Origin of the sequence: Achromobacter sp. E1 (assembly GCF_037039475.1) — a bacterium.
Taxonomy (GTDB): Bacteria; Pseudomonadota; Gammaproteobacteria; order Burkholderiales; family Burkholderiaceae_B; genus Achromobacter; species Achromobacter mucicolens.
Genome location: NZ_CP146253.1, coordinates 2,651,297 through 2,668,096, shown reverse-complemented (window position 1 = coordinate 2,668,096; position 16,800 = coordinate 2,651,297). Strand labels below are relative to the sequence as shown.

The 16,800-nt window shown below is 66.8% G+C and carries 14 protein-coding genes; 5 read left to right on the top strand and 9 right to left on the bottom strand.

From position 1 onward, the window contains the following. Positions 1–2 precede the first annotated feature (2 nt). Entirely contained in the window at positions 3–410 is a 408-nt protein-coding gene (locus V6V88_RS12275) for a carboxymuconolactone decarboxylase family protein (RefSeq protein WP_062841534.1), read from the bottom strand. An 86-nt stretch (positions 411–496) separates the two neighbouring features. Continuing rightward, a complete protein-coding gene (locus V6V88_RS12270; RefSeq protein WP_056317126.1) occupies positions 497–841 on the bottom strand; it encodes a GFA family protein in 345 nt (114 codons plus the stop codon). 102 nt (positions 842–943) lie between these two features. Here V6V88_RS12270 and V6V88_RS12265 point away from each other — a divergent pair, with 102 nt between their 5' ends. Further along, entirely contained in the window at positions 944–1,372 is a 429-nt protein-coding gene (locus V6V88_RS12265; RefSeq protein ID WP_056317125.1) for a VOC family protein, read from the top strand. Positions 1,373–1,402: 30 nt separating this feature from the next. Here the strand turns inward: V6V88_RS12265 and V6V88_RS12260 are convergent, their stop codons facing one another. After that, positions 1,403–2,257, bottom strand: a complete 855-nt coding sequence (locus V6V88_RS12260) for an IclR family transcriptional regulator (RefSeq protein WP_056317121.1) — start codon at positions 2,255–2,257, stop codon at positions 1,403–1,405. 136 nt (positions 2,258–2,393) lie between these two features. Here V6V88_RS12260 and V6V88_RS12255 point away from each other — a divergent pair, with 136 nt between their 5' ends. Both V6V88_RS12255 and V6V88_RS12250 read left to right on the top strand, forming a co-directional pair. Then, positions 2,394–4,055, top strand: coding sequence for a choline dehydrogenase (locus tag V6V88_RS12255; RefSeq protein WP_175235245.1), 1,662 nt, complete (start codon positions 2,394–2,396; stop codon positions 4,053–4,055). 73 nt (positions 4,056–4,128) lie between these two features. Next, positions 4,129–5,469 (top strand): MFS transporter, encoded by a 1,341-nt coding sequence (locus tag V6V88_RS12250; RefSeq protein ID WP_223575663.1) that lies wholly within the window; start codon positions 4,129–4,131, stop codon positions 5,467–5,469. 75 nt (positions 5,470–5,544) lie between these two features. On the opposite strand, the gene V6V88_RS12245 is transcribed toward V6V88_RS12250, so the two are convergent. Genes V6V88_RS12245 through V6V88_RS12235 form a run of 3 tightly spaced genes read right to left on the bottom strand, consistent with a single transcriptional unit; the run spans position 5,545 to position 11,353 of the window. Further along, entirely contained in the window at positions 5,545–6,981 is a 1,437-nt protein-coding gene (locus V6V88_RS12245; protein ID WP_276530682.1) for an efflux transporter outer membrane subunit, read from the bottom strand. A gap of 4 nt (positions 6,982–6,985) precedes the next feature. Further along, positions 6,986–10,135, bottom strand: coding sequence for an efflux RND transporter permease subunit (locus tag V6V88_RS12240; protein ID WP_223575664.1), 3,150 nt, complete (start codon positions 10,133–10,135; stop codon positions 6,986–6,988). Positions 10,136–10,174: 39 nt separating this feature from the next. Next, a complete protein-coding gene (locus tag V6V88_RS12235; RefSeq protein ID WP_223575665.1) occupies positions 10,175–11,353 on the bottom strand; it encodes an efflux RND transporter periplasmic adaptor subunit in 1,179 nt (392 codons plus the stop codon). Positions 11,354–11,563: 210 nt separating this feature from the next. On the opposite strand from V6V88_RS12235, the gene V6V88_RS12230 reads away from it, so the two are divergent. Next, on the top strand, positions 11,564–12,133 hold the full coding sequence (locus V6V88_RS12230; RefSeq protein ID WP_338619352.1) for a TetR/AcrR family transcriptional regulator: 570 nt from the start codon (positions 11,564–11,566) through the stop codon (positions 12,131–12,133). A 70-nt stretch (positions 12,134–12,203) separates the two neighbouring features. Here V6V88_RS12230 and V6V88_RS12225 read toward each other — a convergent pair whose 3' ends face one another. The 3 genes from V6V88_RS12225 to V6V88_RS12215 form a co-directional block, all read right to left on the bottom strand. Next, positions 12,204–13,214 (bottom strand): aldo/keto reductase, encoded by a 1,011-nt coding sequence (locus tag V6V88_RS12225; RefSeq protein ID WP_338619351.1) that lies wholly within the window; start codon positions 13,212–13,214, stop codon positions 12,204–12,206. A 353-nt stretch (positions 13,215–13,567) separates the two neighbouring features. Continuing rightward, positions 13,568–14,620 carry a serine hydrolase gene (locus tag V6V88_RS12220; protein WP_062841539.1) on the bottom strand — a complete coding sequence of 351 codons (1,053 nt, stop codon included), beginning with the start codon at positions 14,618–14,620 and terminating at the stop codon, positions 13,568–13,570. A 22-nt stretch (positions 14,621–14,642) separates the two neighbouring features. Continuing rightward, on the bottom strand, positions 14,643–15,839 hold the full coding sequence (locus V6V88_RS12215; RefSeq protein WP_338619349.1) for an aminotransferase class V-fold PLP-dependent enzyme: 1,197 nt from the start codon (positions 15,837–15,839) through the stop codon (positions 14,643–14,645). Between the two features lie 200 nt (positions 15,840–16,039). Here V6V88_RS12215 and V6V88_RS12210 point away from each other — a divergent pair, with 200 nt between their 5' ends. Then, complete coding sequence (locus V6V88_RS12210) at positions 16,040–16,798, top strand: GntR family transcriptional regulator (RefSeq protein ID WP_155721917.1); 759 nt, start codon at positions 16,040–16,042, stop codon at positions 16,796–16,798. Positions 16,799–16,800: the final 2 nt, after the last annotated feature.

Sequence of the window (16,800 nt, the reverse complement as noted above, 5' to 3'; positions counted from 1 at the left end):
GTTCATGTCACGTGGAACGCTTCGTCCACCGGCACCTGCAGCGCCGTCGCCAGCGCGTTGGTCTGCGACGCCATCGCGATCACCCCCAGCAGTTCCGCATGCTGGCCGTCGGTCATGCCCTTGGCGCGGGCCGAGGCCGTGTGGGAATGGACACAATACGAGCACCCATTGGCCGTGGACACCGCGATGTAAATCAGCTCGCGCACCAGCGGCGAGAGCTCGCCCTCGGCCATCATTACCGTCTTGAGCTGCTCCCAGACGCTGCGCATCCGCGGCGGATCGTTGGCCAGCGCACGCCAGAAATTGTTGACGAAGTCCGATTTGCGCGTGGCGCGGATGTCTTCCAACACCGCCCAGGCCTCGGGACTTCTACGGATTTCGTCATCGCTCAGCAGCCTTACCGTGCTCATTGCACCGCTCCATCGTGAAAAAATCGTGACGCCACCGCCCTTTCGCGGCAGCCCTGTTCCGATCCGTCGGGGGCCGGGGCCGCCAATCAGGTATTGCGGCCATCGTAGGGAATGCGGGTCAGCGCATTCAAGTCCACATTTTCCAGGCAGCGCACGTTGACGGCCGCGGTCTCCTTGCCTTCGGCGCCCACGCCGAAACCGAATGGCGCGCAGCCGCAATTGGCGCAGAAATGGTGCGAAATCACGTGCTTGTTGAAGGTGTACGTGGACAGCGTCTGCGTCGAGGACGTGATGCGCAGCGCGGCGCGCGGCACGAACCACAGCAGATAGCCCTTGCGGCTGCAGTGCGAGCAATTGCATTCCAGCACCTGGGACACATCGCCATCGACTTCATAGGCGATCTGTCCGCAGTGGCAGCTTCCTTGTTGCATGGATTGTCTCCCGGCCGTTATCGGATCAGACTTCCATCATAGGCCTGTGCCGCCCGCCTTGCCCATGCGGACCCGCCGCACCTCACCCCGCCCGGAGCCATCATGCCCCAGTTATCCGCCTATCTCAGTTTCGACGGCAATTGCGCCGAAGCCATGCGCTTTTACGAACGCGTGCTGGGAGGCCGCCTTGACGCGCTGGTCCGTTATGCCGATGCGCCCGCCGATGCCGTCATGCCCATTCTGTCCGACGAGGACGCCGGACGCGTCATGTACGCCCGCCTGACGCTGGATGAGCAGACCTTGCTGGGCAGCGACGCCACCGCCGGACACCCCTACCCCGGCAACCGGGGAGTGGCGCTGGCGCTCGTGTATCCCACCGTGTCGGACGCGCATCGGGTATTCGACCTTCTGGCCGAAGGCGGCAGCGTCACGATGCCGCTGCAAAAGACGTTCTGGGCAGAAGCCTACGGCGCGCTGGTCGACCGGTATGGCACGCGCTGGATGGTGAGCGGGGGCCGCATGACCCACTGATGGCCCGGACGGCTGTGCCCGGCGCCAGGTTCAACCGCCCGGCCGGTGCGCCGCCAGCACCTCGTGCAGCGACTGCGCCGCGCGCTGCAGCACCGGCACGGCGCGCAGCAGATCGTCCAGCATCACGCGCGCCGTGGGCGCATGGCAGGCCACCGCCGCGACCACGCGGTCTTCGCCGTCGCGCACCGGGACCGCCACCGCGCTCATGCCGCGCACGAATTCCTCGTTGTCGATGCCGATGCCGCGCACGGCCAGCCGCTCCAGCTCGGCCTCAAGCCGGGCCGGGTCGGTCAGCGTGCGCGGCGTGTTGCGCGTGAGCGGCAGGCGGGCCAGCACGCGGCTGCGCTCCAGACGGTTCATCGAGGCCAGGAACAGCTTGCCGCTTGCCGTGCAGTGCATGGGCACGTGGCTGCCCACCGCAAAAAAGAGCCGCAACGGCTCATTGGTCTCGACGCGCTCCATGTAGACGACGCGGTCGCCGTCGGGCGCGGTCAGGTTGCAGGTTTCGCCCAGCGTGCCCACCAGTTGGGTCAGCACGGCGCGGCACGCGCGGGTGAAGGCGCAGGCGCGCAGCGTGGCCAGCGCCAGCGAGGTGGCCTGCGGCCCCGGCACGAAACCGTTTTCGGTGGGCGTGGCGGCCACGAAGCCGGCGCGCTGCATGGCCGCCAAGAGGCGCATCAACGTGGTCTTGGGCATGTCGAGCCGCTGCGCAAGCTGCGCCAGCGTGGGCGGATGCTGCGCCCGCGCCAGATGATCCAGCACCAGCAACGCCCGCAACGAACGGGCGGCCTCCTGCTGTCCGCCCGCGTCATCGGACCGGCCATCGGCCGGCTCCTGCGATGCTGCACTGCGATTTTGAAACCGAAGCCGCATGTTCTGTTCCATTTCTCCGCCCCAGCGCGTGTTGTGCTTTGTTCTGTGCGCGCGCTTCCTAGAATCGCCTCAGATGCCGGCCTGGTCCGCATTGCGGAGTCTGCACCGGCCGGTCATGCCGAACAAATATAAGGGAGACCGCGCAGAAATGTCCGATACCGTCGATTACATCGTGGTGGGCGCCGGCTCGGCCGGATGCGTGATGGCCAACCGGTTGAGCGCGGACGGCGCGCATTCGGTCTGCCTGCTGGAGGCCGGTCCGAAGGACACCTATCCGTGGATCCATATTCCCATCGGCTACGGCAAGACGATGTTCCACAAGGTGGTGAACTGGGGCTACTACACCGACCCGGATCCCAACATGCTGGACCGGCGCATCTACTGGCCGCGCGGCCGCACGCTGGGCGGCTCCAGTTCCATCAATGGCCTGATCTACATCCGCGGCCAGCGCGACGACTACGACGCCTGGGCCGAAGCCGGCAACCCGGGTTGGGGCTGGGACGACTGCCTGCCCTGGTTCCGCAAGCTGGAAAACAACGATCTGGGCCCGGGCCCCACCCGCGGCACCGAGGGCCCGCTGAACGCCACGTCCATCAAGACGCCGCATCCGCTGGTGGAAGCGCTGATCGGCGCCGCCGGCAAGCTGGGGGTGCCGCGCGTCCGTGACTTCAATTCGGGCGACCAGGAAGGCGTGGGTTACTACCAGCTCACCACGCGCAACGGGCGACGATGCTCCACGGCCGTCGCCTACCTGCGGCCCGCGCAGGACCGCCCCAACCTGCGCATCGAAACCGATGCGCACGCGATGGCCGTGCTGTTCGAAGGCAGCCGCGCCTGCGGCGTGCGCTACCGCCGCGATGGCCAGGTCCGAACGCTGCGCGCCCGGCGCGAGGTGGTGCTTTGCGCGGGCGCGCTGCAATCGCCGCAACTGCTTCAGCTGTCCGGCATCGGCCCGGCCAGCCTGCTGCGCGAGTTCGGCATCGGCATCGTGCGCGACCTGCCCGGCGTGGGCGAAAACCTGCAGGACCATCTGCAGATCCGCCTGATCTACGAGACCACGCGCCCGATCACCACCAACGACCAGTTGCGCACGCTGCACGGCCGCCTGCGCATGGGACTGCAATGGCTGCTGCTGCGCAGCGGTCCGCTGGCCGTGGGCATCAACCAGGGGGGCCTGTTCTGCCGGGTTGACCCGGCCAGCCGCACGCCCGACACCCAGTTCCATTTCGCCACGCTGTCGGCCGACATGGCGGGCGGCAAGGTGCATCCCTTCTCGGGTTGCACCTATTCGGTGTGCCAGCTGCGGCCCAGCTCGCGCGGCCGCGTTCGGCTGCGCAGCACGGACCCGTTCGAGGCGCCGTCCATGCTGCCGAATTACCTGTCGACGGAGCTGGACCGCCGCATGGCCGTGGCCGCTGTCCGGTACGCGCGCCGGGTCGCCGCGACCGAGCCGCTGGCCGGCCTGATGAAACGCGAATTCCGCCCCGGTCCGGACGTGCAGACAGACGACGAGATCCTGCACTTCTGCCGCGAGTACGGCGCCACCATCTTCCACCCTTCGGGCACCGCGAAGATGGGCCCGCGCAGCGACCCCATGGCCGTGGTCGACGAGCGCCTGCGCGTGCACGGCGTGTCGGCGCTGCGCGTGGTGGATTGCTCGATCATGCCCACGCTGGTCTCGGGCAACACCAACGCGCCGGTCGTGATGCTGGCCGAGCGCGCGGCGGATTTCATGCTGCAGGACGTGCGGCAGGCGCGCGCGCAGACCGTGCGCACGCCTGCGCGGATGGAGATGACGGACCCCGGTTAGGAAACGCATATCGCAGACAGACCCGGCCGCGGCAGCGCAGATTGTCCGGCCGACCCACCAAAGGAGACTGGACATGGCCAAGCAAAACGAAGCGGCGGTGCGCAAAGTCGTCACCGCCTCGCTGATCGGCGCCACCATCGAGTGGTACGACTTTTTCCTGTATGGCGTCGTCGCCGGCATCGTATTCAACAAGCTGTACTTCCCCACCGGCGATCCGCTGGTCTCGACCATGCTGGCCTACACGACGTTCGCCGTCGGCTTCGTGACCCGGCCGCTGGGCGGACTGATCTTCGGTCACTTCGGCGATCGCATCGGCCGAAAGAGCATGCTGGTGATGACGCTGATGATCATGGGCATAGCCACCTTCCTGATCGGCCTGGTGCCCACGTACGAGATGATCGGCATCTGGGCGCCCATCCTGCTGCTGCTCTTGCGTGTGTTCCAGGGCATCGGGCTGGGCGGCGAATGGGGCGGCGCGGTGCTCATGGCCTATGAATATGCCCCGCCCGACAAGAAAGGCTTCTACGCGTCACTGCCGCAGATCGGGCTGGCGATCGGACTTTGCCTGGCCTCGGGCACGGTGGCGCTGCTATCCGTGCTGCTGACCGACGAGCAGTTCATGGCGTGGGGCTGGCGCGTCGCCTTCCTGGCGTCCGCCGCGATGGTGGCCGTGGGCATGTACATCCGGCTCAACATCAAGGAGACGCCGGAGTTCACGGCGGTCAAGGCGCAGAACGCCGAAAGCCGCATCCCGTTCATGGACATGATGCGCCGCTATCCGGGCAACGTCGTCAAGGGGATGGGCGCGCGCTATATCGACGGCGTGTTCTTCAACGTCTTTGGCGTGTTCTCGATCTCGTTCCTGACGCAATCGGTGCAGATCACCCGGACCGAGGCGCTGATCGGGGTGATGGCGGCGGCGCTGGTGATGTGCTTCTTCATCCCCTTCTTCGGCCGGCTGTCCGACCGCATCGGCCGCACCCGCGTGTACTTCTGGGGTTCGCTCATCACCGCCGCGGCGTCCTTCCCCGGCTTCTGGATGATGATCAACAGCGGCGGCAACGTGATGCTGATCTGGCTGGCCATCATCATTCCGTTCGGGATCCTGTACGCCGCCGTGTACGGTCCGGAGGCCGCGCTGTTCTGCGAACTTTTCGATGCCAAGGTGCGTTACACCGGCATTTCGTTCGTCTACCAGTTCTCGGGTATCTTCGCGTCCGGCATCACGCCGATCATCGCCACCGCATTGCTCAAGACGGGTGGCGGGCAGCCGTGGCTGATCTGCCTGTACGTGATGTTTGCGGGGGTCGTGTCGGCCTTCTGCGCGTGGCTGATCGGGCGCGGCAGGCAGCCGGTGGAAGTGGACGACGCAAGCCAGCCGTCCATGCAGCGGGCTGGGCTGCGCAAGGCGTAGGCGGCGGGCGGCCCGTGCGCAGCGGATCCGCACGGGTCACAACCGGGGGTCCGTCCGACGCCCCCCTTTCGCCGCTCAGTCCCGTGCCGCCTGCGGCGGCTGCTGGACCGGCCACCCGCCGCCCAGCGCCTTGAACAAGGTCGCCAGCGCCGCCTGGCGCTGCGCGCTGACGTCGATGTAGGCGATCTGGTCCGTGTAAGCGCTGCGCTGCGCATCCAGATAGCGCAGATGGCTGTCCACGCCGCCGCGGTAGCGCGCCTCCGACAGCTGCAGGGCCACCTGGCTGGACTGCGCCAGCGCAAGCCGGGACGCCTCTTCACGCCGCAGCGTCTCGGTCGCCACCAGCGCGTCCGACACCTCGCGGAACGCCGTCTGGATCGTGCGTTCGTACTGGGCCACGGCGATGTCCTTGCGCACGGTGGCCAGATCCAGGTTGGCCACGTTGCGCCCGCCGGCAAAGATCGGCAGCGTGATCTGCGGGGTGAACGACCAGGCGCGCTGGCCGGCTTCGAACAGGCCCGACAGGTCCGCGCTGGAACTGCCGAACAGGCCGGTCAGCGAAATGCTGGGAAAGAACGCGGCCCGCGCCGCGCCGATGCTGGCGTTGCGCGCCTGCAGCGCATGCTCGGCGGCCAGGATGTCCGGCCGGTTTTCCAGCAGCGCGGATGGCGCGCCCGCCGCGATCTCCTGCACCAGCATCGGCGCATCGGCCGTGCGCGCCGGCAGATACGGCGACAGGTCGCTGATGCCCACCAGCAGGCCGAGCGCGTTGCCGGCCTGGCGGACCTCGCGATCCGTGCGCTCGAGCTCGGCGCGTGACTGCTCGGTCAGGCCCAGCGCTTCCTGATAGTCGAGCGCGGTGGCCGCGCCCGCCTGCCGGCGCTTGGCGGTCAGCGCCAGCGACGCCTCGCGGCTGGCCAACGTCTGGCGTGTCACATCCAGACGCCGCTGCGCGCTATCGCGCGCCACATACGCCTGGATCACCTCGGCCACCAGGCTGATCTGCGCGCTGCGCGCGGTCGCCTCGGTCGCCAGGTACTCCTGCAAGGCGGCATCCGACAGGCTGCGCACGCGGCCGAACAGGTCCAGTTCGAAGGCGGTCAAGCCCAGGCCGGCCTGATAGCTGCTTTGGACCGACGAGGCGCCCGTGCTGCTCAGGTCTGCCGGCACACGCTGGCGCGTGCCCGTGCCCTGCGCGTCGATGCCGGGCAGCCGGTCCGCGCGGGTGATCTGGTACTGCGCCCGGGCCGCCTCGATGTCGAGCAGCGTCTGGCGCAGGTCGCGGTTGTTGGCCAGCGCCAATTCCACCAGCTTGCGCAAGGCGTCGTCGGTGATGAAGGACTGCCAGTCCAGCGTCGCCGCCGCCGACTCGCCGGGGCCGGACGCCGCCAGGCTCCAGTGGTCGCCCACGGGAGACGCCGGACGTTCATAGACAGGCGCGAGCGAGCAACCCGCCAGCGCCGCCGTCAGCAGCAAGGCGGACAGCCGCAAGGGAAACAAGGTCTGCATCATGGCGTTACTCCTGCACGGTGCGCGGCGCGGCGTTGGCGGCGGGCGAGGACTTGCCCCGCTTGCGCTGCACCAGCGACAGTACCCACACGAAGAAGATGGGAACGAAGATCACGCCCAGCAGCGTGGCGGTCAGCATGCCGCCGATCACACCCACGCCCAGCGCGCGCTGGCTGGCCGCGCCCGCACCGGAGGCCAACGCCAGCGGCACCACTCCCAGGATGAACGCCAGCGACGTCATCACGATGGGACGGAAGCGCAGCTTGGCGGCCTGGATGGCGGCGTCGGCAAGGCTGTGGCCCTGTTCGCGCAGGCTCTTGGCAAACTCCACGATCAGGATGGCGTTCTTGGCCGCCAGGCCGATGATGGTGATGAGGCCAACCTTGAAGTACACGTCGTTCGGCATGCCCAGCACCGTCACCGCCAGCACCGACCCCAGCGCGCCAATCGGCACGATCAGCATCACGGACGCCGGAATCGACCAGCTTTCATACAGGGCGACCATCAGCAGGAACACCACCAGGAAGGCCAGCGCGAACAGCATCGGCGCCTGCGACCCCGCGAACTTCTCCTGATACGACAGGCCGGTCCATTCGTAGCCAATGCCCTCCGGCAAGCCGGCCACGATGCGCTCGATCTCGGCCATGGCCTGGCCGGTGCTGCTGCCGGGCATGGCGTCGCCCGCAATCTTGAACGCCGGATAGCCGTTGTAGCGGGAGATCTGCACGGGGCCATTCTCCCAGTCCGTCTTCACGAACGCGCTGAGCGGCACCATGCCGCCGGTCTTGTTCGGCACGTTCAGCTTCAGGATGCTCTCGGGCGTCATGCGGTCGCGCACGTCGGCCTGCACCACCACGCGCTGCAGGCGGCCGGCGTTGGCAAAGTCGTTGACGGTGGCCGACCCATACGCCGACGAAATCGCCGTGCTGATCACGTCAAAGCCCACGCCCAGCGCCTCGGCCTTTTCGCGGTCGATGTCCAGCCGCAGCTGCGGCGCGTCGGCCAGGCCTTCCATCATGGCGTAAGCGATCACGGGCGAACTGTTGGCTTGCGCCAGCAGCTGGTCGCGCGCTTTGGTCAGCGCCGCGCGGCCCACGCCGCCGCGGTCCTGCAGCCGTAGCGCGAAGCCGCCCGAGTTGCCCAATCCGTCGATGGGCGGCGGGTTGACGGCCATGACCGCGCCGTCGTCGATCACCGCGAAACGCGCGTTGACGCTGTCGGCCACGTCGGCGGCCGATTGACCCTTGCCCCGCTCGGACCAGTCCTTGAGCGTCGGGAACGCGATGCCCGCGTTCTGACCCGTGCCCGAGAAGCTGAAACCCATGACGGTGAAGGCATCGCCCATGGCGTCCAGCGACAGCAGGTGCTGCTCGACGTCGGCCACGACCTTGTCGGTGCGGACGTGCGTCGCGCCCGGCGGCAGTTGCACGTCGACGATGACGTAGCCCTGGTCTTCCGGCGGCACGAAGGATTCCGGCACGCGCATGTACAGCACGGCCAGCACGGCAACGATGGCCGCGTAGATCACCATGTAGCGGCCGGTGCGGCGCACCAGGCGGGAATTGAGCGCCTCGAAGCGGCCCGTCAGGCGGTTGAACGCGCGGTTGAATCCGCCGAAAAAGCCCTTCTTTTCGTCGTGGTGGCCCTTCGGAATGGGCTTGAGAAACGTGGCGCACAAGGCCGGCGTGAAGGTCAGCGCCAAAAAGCCCGAGAACAGGATCGACACCGCCAGCGACAGCGAGAACTGCTGGTAAATGACGCCCACCGAACCGCTCATGAACGCCAGCGGCAAAAACACCGCCGACAGCACCAGCGTGATGCCCACGATGGCGCCGGACACCTGTTCCATCGCCTTCACGGTAGCTTCGCGCGGCGACAGGCCTTCCTCGGCCATGATGCGCTCGACGTTTTCAACCACCACGATGGCGTCGTCGACCAGGATGCCGATGGCCAGCACCATGCCGAACATGGTCATCATGTTGACTGAGAAGCCCAGCACCGACATCACCGCGAACGTGCCCAGCAGGCACACCGGCACGACGATGGTCGGAATCAGCGTGTAGCGGAAGTTCTGCAGGAACAGGTACATCACCAGGAAGACCAGCACCATCGCCTCCAGCAGCGTGTGCACCACCTTCGTGATGGCCACGCTGACGAACTTGGAGGTGTCGAACGGCACCGAGTACGCAATGTCTTCGGGGAACGAGGCCGACAGTTCCTTCAGGCGGGCATTCACGGCCTTGACGGTGTCGATGGCGTTGGCGCCCGGCGCAAGCTGCACCGCCGCGCCGACCGCCTTCTTGCCGTTCAGGCGCGTTTCGAAGTCATAGCTTTGGCGGCCGACTTCCAGGCGCGCCACGTCGGCCAGGCGCACGGAAGAGCCATCCGGATTGGCGCGCAGGACGATGCGCCCGAATTCCTCGGGGTTGTCCAGCGTTCCCTTGACGGCCAGCGTCGCGGTCAGCTCCTGCTCGGGCGCGCCGGGACGGCTGCCGAAGCTGCCGGCCGGCACCTGCACGTTCTGCGCGGCAATGGCCGCGTTGACGTCCGCCACGGACAGGCCAAGACCCAGCAGCTTCTGCGGGTCGATCCAGACGCGCATCGCGGCTTCGGCGCCGAAGAACTGCACCTTGCCCACGCCATTGACGCGGCGGATCTCGTTGTTGATGTGGCGCGCGGCGTAGTCGGACAGCCCGACCACATCCTTGTGCGCATCGTCGCCCTTGTATGTCAGGGCGTAGATCATCAGGAAGTTCGAACTGGCCTGCTCAACCTGCAGACCTTGCTGCGTCACAGCGGTGGGCAGGCGCGCTTCGGCCTTCTTGATCCGGTTCTGCACGTCGACCTGCGCCAGGTCGGGATCGGTGCCCGGCTGGAACGTGACGGTGATTTCCGCGCTGCCGCTGGAACTGCTGGACGACTCGTAGTACAGCATGTTCTTCGCGCCGTTCAGCTCTTCCTCGATGACGCTGGTCACCGAATCGACCAGCACGGTCGCGGAGGCGCCCGGATAGGTGGCGGCAATGGTCACCTGCGGCGGCGCGACCACCGGAAACTGCGACACCGGCAGCGACGGAATCGCCAGCAGCCCCGCGAGCGAGATGAAGATGGCCACCACCCAGGCGAAATTGGGGCGGCCAATGAAAAACTTGGACATGGTCTAACCTCGGATTTGCGCGCGATGCATGGGGGCCGCTTATTGCTTGGCGGCAGCGGCGGCATCGCCGGCGGCGGCCACCTTGGGCTCGTTCACGGGCGTCACGCTGACTTTCTGGCCGGGCACGGCGGCGCTGACGCCGCCCACGATCACCCGGTCGCCCGGCGCAAGGCCCTCGGTGATGTGCCAATCGCCGCCGCGCATCGTGCCGGTCTGCACGGCGCGGGTCTGGACAACGTCATCCGCCCCCACCACCAGCACCTGCGGCTTGCCATCGGTGCTGCGGGTGACGGCGCGTTGCGGGACCAGGATCGCATCCGGATCCACGCCCTGATGCGTGCGCACCCGCACGTACATGCCGGGCAACAGCAGCACGTCCGGATTGGAGAATTCGCCACGCAGGGCCACCTGGCCGGTGCTGCGGTCCACGGCGATGTCCGAGAACAGGAGGCGCCCTTCGCGTTGCTTGTCGGTGCCATCGATCGTGATGGAGATGCGCGCGCCCTCGCCTTCGCCCAGGCTGCCATCCTGCATGGCCGCGCGCATGCGCAACATGTCGGCGACGGGCTGGTTGAAGTCCACATAGACCGGATCCAGCTGCTGGATCGTCGCCATCACGGTGGCTTCGTTCTGGCCCACGAGCGCGCCTTCGGTCACCTGCGCACGCCCGATGCGGCCCGAGATGGGCGCCTTGACCGTGGCGTAGTCCAGGTTCAGCTGCGCGGTCTCGACGTCGGCTTGGGCCGACCGGCGGGCGGCCAGCGCGCTCTTGAGCGTGGTGTTGGCAGTGTCGAAGTCCTGCTGGCTGACGGCTTCGATCTTGACCAGCGGCGTGTAGCGCTTGACGACGGCCTGGGCATCGGCCACGGCGGCCTGGGCCTTGGCCAGCTCGCCCTGTGCGCGCGACAAGGCGGCCTTGAACGGCGCGGGGTCGATGCGGAACAGCACGTCGCCCGCCTTGACGTCGGCGCCTTCGACGAAATCGCGGCTCAGCACGATGCCGGCCACGCGGGCGCGGACTTCGGCCACGCGCATGGGCTCGACGCGCCCGGGCAGTTCGCTCGTCAACGTGTAGCGCTGCGGCTGCACGGCCAGCGCCTGCACGGGACGCGGCCCTGCCGCCTGGGGCTCACCGCCGTCAGAGCCGCCGCAACCGGCCAAGAGGATTGCTGTCGACAACACCGCCAGGGGCAACTGCCATGCTTTATTCCACTTCATTCACTACCCCCGCGCCGCGCGTCTTGAATTCAAAGAGACGCCGATGCTACCTTAAAGACCGATTTGAATCAATATTGATTCATTTGTTTCTTTGAAGCTTGATTTTGCGGTCCAACAAGTCCGTACTTGAAAAATTCGCCAAAGTTTGTACAAAGTGAATCGGCCATGATCCAATACCGGCCCAGGGATATCGAAAATGGGGAGGAGGCAATGTCTGAAGAGGCAGGCCACGAGCGGCTGCTTGTCGCATTGGCGCTTGCGATGGTGGACCAGCCGCGCGCCACGCTGCAGGAACTGGCCAAGGCGGTGGGCGTCAGCAAGGCGACCTTGTACCGGTTCTGTAAGACGCGAGACCAGCTGGTGCTGCGCCTGATGACGCATTGCGCGCAGGTCATGAAGCAGGCGCTGGCGGACTCGCACCTGGACACTGCCCCGCCCCGCGCGGCGCTGCGCAACCTGATCGAACAGCACCTGGCGCACAAGGAACTGACGGCGTTCCTGATCTACAACTGGAAGCCCGACACCGAGCTTGAGCCCGACATCATGAACAGCTGGTCGGGCTACCAGGAAACGCTGGACGCATTTTTTCTGCGGGGACAGCGCGAAGGCGCCTTCCGCGTGGACATGACCGCCGCCGCGCTGAGCGAACTATTGATCGCGATCATCACCAGCATGGTGGATGCCGAGCGCCGCGGCCGGATTGCCCGCATGGGCATCGCGCAGGTGGCCGAGCAGATGATGCTGCACGGCATCTCGGCCGAGCCGGCCGCTAGCCGCTGAACGGGCGTCCGGATCGTTGCACCCGTGCGCGCACGGGTGCAACGGGCACAAGCCCGACTTCCGCGCCCGCTCAGGCCGCCGTCACCGGACGGCCGTAAAACGGATAGTTCGGATCGTTGTAGCCATGCGCGGAGGCGTGACCGGGCACCACCCACTCGTTCACGACCGTTTCGTCTTCAGGCGTGATCGTCACGTCCAGCGCCGCGTAGTAATCGTCCATTTGCGCCAGCGTGCGCGGACCGGCGATGACGGCGGTGATGACAGGATTGGCCAGCACCCACGCGGTCGCGAAGTGGCCCGGCTGAACCCCGCGCGCGGCGCTGTGCTGCACAAGCTTCTGCGCGATCCGCAGGGATTCTTCGCGGAATTCCGTGGCCAGGATGCGGCGGTCGCCCCGCCCGGCACGGGTATCCGGCGCCGGCGCCTGGCCCGGCAGATACTTGCCCGTCAGCACGCCGCGCGCGATCGGGCTGTACGGCACGACGCCCAGGCCGTAATGCTTGCACGCCGGCAGGATCTCGACCTCTGGGCCGCGGTTCAGCATGTTGTAGTACGGCTGACACACCACCGGTTGCGGCACACCCAGCTTTTCGCACAGGCGCATCACCTCGGCAATGCGCCATCCGCGGAAATTCGACAGGCCGAAGCTGCGCAGCTTGCCCGCGCGGATCAGGTCGCCCAGCGCCCACAACGCCTCTTCCAGATTTTCTTCGTGGTAGTCGCGGTGCAGGTACAGGATGTCCATGAAATCCGTATCCATGCGCGAAAGGCTCTGTTCCACCCCGCGGATCAGCCACTGGCGCGAGTAATGCGCCAGGTTCGGTCCCTTGCCGACCGGATTGCCGATCTTGCTGGCCAGCACCCAGTCGTGGCGTTGCCCCTTGAGCAGCTTGCCCACCACTTCTTCCGACCGGCCCTCGTTGTAGACGTCCGCGGTGTCGATGAAATTGACGCCATGATCGCGCGCTGACGCAACAATGCGCGCGGCCTCGTCATCGGGCGTCTGCTCTCCGAACATCATGGTGCCCAGGCAGAGCGGCGATACCCGGAGATTGCTGGTTCCCAGTCGGCGGTAGTTCATGGCGTGGTTCCTTGATCGGATGAAAAGATGCGGCGAGGCCACGCGGCAACGCGCGGCCGAACGCGATATCTTGCCCGAAAAAACCTGACATGCCGCAAAACCCAGGATGGGATGAGGGTGTCAGACATCCAGGCGGCACCGTGCCGGCATGGCGGTCAGCTCGCAGAGGCCGGTGTCAGACACCCAAGCTGCGCCGTGCCAGCATGACGGCCAACGCGTAAGGGTGTCAGACACCTGCGTCGTAAGGGTGTCGGACACCTGCGTCATTGCTAGGTGTCTGACACCCATGCCGCACCGGCCCGAACATACGCCGGCCTGCACGGGTGTCAGACACCGGCCTCGTTGCGCAGGTGTCAGTCGCCCGCATCCACCGCCGCCAGGATCTTGCCGAACAGCGCGTCGGCATGGGCCGAATTCAGCCAGCGCACGATCACGACCATCTTGCGCTCTGGCTCCACCCACGTGAACGAGCTGCCCGCGCCCACGCCGAAGAAGCTGGAGGACGGCACGCTGGGAAAGACCTTGCCTTCGTGGTTCAGCCAGATCAAATACCCGTAGTACGGCGCGATGTCGCAGGGGGTGCGCATGGCCTGCAGCCATTCGCGCGACAGAATCTGGCGGCCGTTCGCCTGGCCGTCGTTCAACAGCATCTGGCCGATCAGCGCCTGGTCGTTGGCGCTGATGGACATGCCGCCGCCCCAGTGCGAACCGCCCGGCACCGACGGCATGCGCTGGCCGTCGATCTCGACCCAGGCGTTGTCGTAGCCGACCCACTGCCAGTTCTCGCTGCAGCCGATGGGCCGCGTGACGGCCTCGCGGAATACCTCCGGCAGCGGTTTGCGGAACAGATGCAAGAGCGCATAAGACAACTGATTGATGCGGACGTCGTTGTATTCCCAATACGTGCCGGGTTCCTGCAACGGACGCGCATCGCCCTTCTTGCCATCCGGCGGCACGCCGAAGGTGACGGCGCGGTAGCGGTCCGCCTGATCCGACACGCCGAAGCGTTCGCCTTCCCATTCGCTTGTCTGCTGCAACAGGTGGCGCCACGTGATGGACGCGTTGCGGCCTTCGTCAAAGCCGATGCCCGGCACGCGCTTGCCCACGGGCTCGTCCACATCCGGCAGCAGGCCGCGGTCATGCGCGACGCCCGCCAAAATGGCCAGGTAAAGCTTGGCGACGCTGAACGTCAGGTCGGCCCGGTCAGGCTCGCCCCACGAGGCCACTGTCTTGCCGTCCACCACCACCACGCCGGACACCGGCCCGCGATCGTGGATGGGACCCAGCAGACGGTTCCACGGCGGCGGGTCGTTCAGGTGCACGCCAAAATTGCCTTTGACGCTGCGATCCCAGGTCGATTCGTGATCGTTGGCGAACTGGATCGCCTGCTGCATGAGCGTATTCATCGGTTCCCTCGTTGTTGTGTGTTCATCCCGCCACGCGTTCGGGCGCGCGGGTCAGATATTCCATGGCCGCCTGCAATCCGCCGGAGCGGTGCGGGACGCCGGCCGCGGCCAGCCCCATCTCCACGCCCGCCAGCGTGCCGCATAGCGTCAGGTCGTTGAAGTGGCCCAGATGGCCGATGCGGAAGATGCGGTCTGACAGCTTGCCCAGGCCCTGCCCAAGCGACATATCGAAGCGATCCAGAATGACCTTGCGCAGCGCGTCGGCGCCGTGGCCGTCGGGCATCAGCACCGCGGTCAACGCCGGGCTGTGCGCGGCGGGGTCCAGGCTCAGCAACTCCAACCCCCAACCGGCCACCGCCAGCCGCGTGGCGCGCGCATGGCGTTCATGGCGCGCAAACACCTGCGGCAGGCCTTCGGCCGCCAGCATGGCCAGCGCTTCATGAAGGCCATACAGCAGGTTGGTCGACGGGGTGTACGGGAAATAGCCCTTCGCATTGGGGCCCAGCATTTCCCGCCAATCCCAATAGGAGCGCGGCAGGCGCGCGGTCTCGGCCGCGGCCAGCGCGCGCGGCCCCACCGCGTTGAAAGACAGGCCCGGCGGCAGCATCAGGCCCTTCTGCGATCCGGACACCGTGACATCCACGCCCCATTCGTCGTGGCGGTAGTCGATGGAGCCCAGCGAGGAAATCGTGTCGACCATCAGCAGCGCCGGGTGCCCGGCCTGATCGATGGCGGCGCGCACCGCAGCGATGTCGCTGGTGACGCCGGTTGAGGTCTCGTTGTGCACCACGCACACCGCCTTGATGCGGTGCTGGGCATCGTCGGCCAGCCGCGCGCCGATGACGCCGGCATCGACGGGGCGACGCCAGTCGCCTTCGATGCAATCAACATCCAGCCCCAGCCGCCCGGCAAGCTTGCGCCACAAGCTGGCGAAGTGGCCGGTCTCGACCATCAGCACGCGGTCGCCCGGCGACAGCGTGTTGACCAGCGCCGCTTCCCAGGCCCCGGTGCCCGAAGCCGGAAAGATCACGACGGGCGACTCGGTCTGGAAGACCTTCTTGATGCCCGTGAGCACCGCTTTGCCAAGCTCGCCGAATTCCGGTCCCCGATGATCGATGGTGGCCTGGTCGATGGCGCGCAGGACGCGGTCGGGGACGTTGGTTGGTCCGGGAATCTGCAGGAAATGCCGGCCGGACGGGTGGGAGTTCAGCGTGAGCATGCGGGGCCCCAATATGGACGGTTTGTATACCAGTACGGCCTGCGCGCATCGTGATGCGACGCGCGCCAGCCTGGCGGACTTGCGGCTTGCGCCACTCTATCCCATTGTTTTTACGTCGATAACCTAGGGTATACACCCATCAAAACCGCAGCAAGGACAGGTTTATAGTCTGCGAAAACAAGGGGAATTTTTGTATACCAATGAGCAGCGATCCTAGCTTCTTGCCGGATCACGCCGGGGCCGTGGCCTCGCCCGATCTGGCGCCCGTCCCAGTGCCCGCGGCAGTTCGCGCCGCCGGCGACGGGCGCACGCTGGCGGGATCGGCGGCCGGATCGCTGCGCGAACGCATCATCCAGGGCGAATTCCCGCCCGGCACCCGCTTGAACGAACGCGCGCTGTGCGACCTGCTGGGCGTGTCGCGCACCCCGCTGCGCGAGGCGTTCCGCCTGCTGGCCGCCGAAGGCCTGGTGCAGATCGAACCGAACCGCGGCGCCCAGGTGGTGGCGCTGTCCGAAGCGAACATCCGCGAAGCCTTCGAAGTGATCGGCGGGCTGGAAGCGATGTCGTGCCGGTTTGCCTGCGAGCGCGCGACCGACGTCGAGATCGCGGAAATCCGCGCACTCACCTACGAAATGATGGCGAGCCATGCGCGGCATGACCTGCCGACGTACTTTCGCGTCAACCGCGAGATCCACGAACGCATCAGCCTGGCCGCGCACAACAGCCTGCTCAAGCAGCTTTACGACGCGCAGAACGCGCGGATCCAGAACCTGCGCTTCGTCTCGAACGAGAACCGGCAGAAATGGGATCTGGCGATGCGCGAACACATAGAAATGGCGGAGGCCCTTGCCGCGCGCGACGCGGACCGGCTGGCAGCCATCATGCGGCAGCACCTGCAGCGCAAATGCGAGGCGGCGCTCAAGAGCCGGAGCGAGACGATAGATACGCAACACATGTAGTG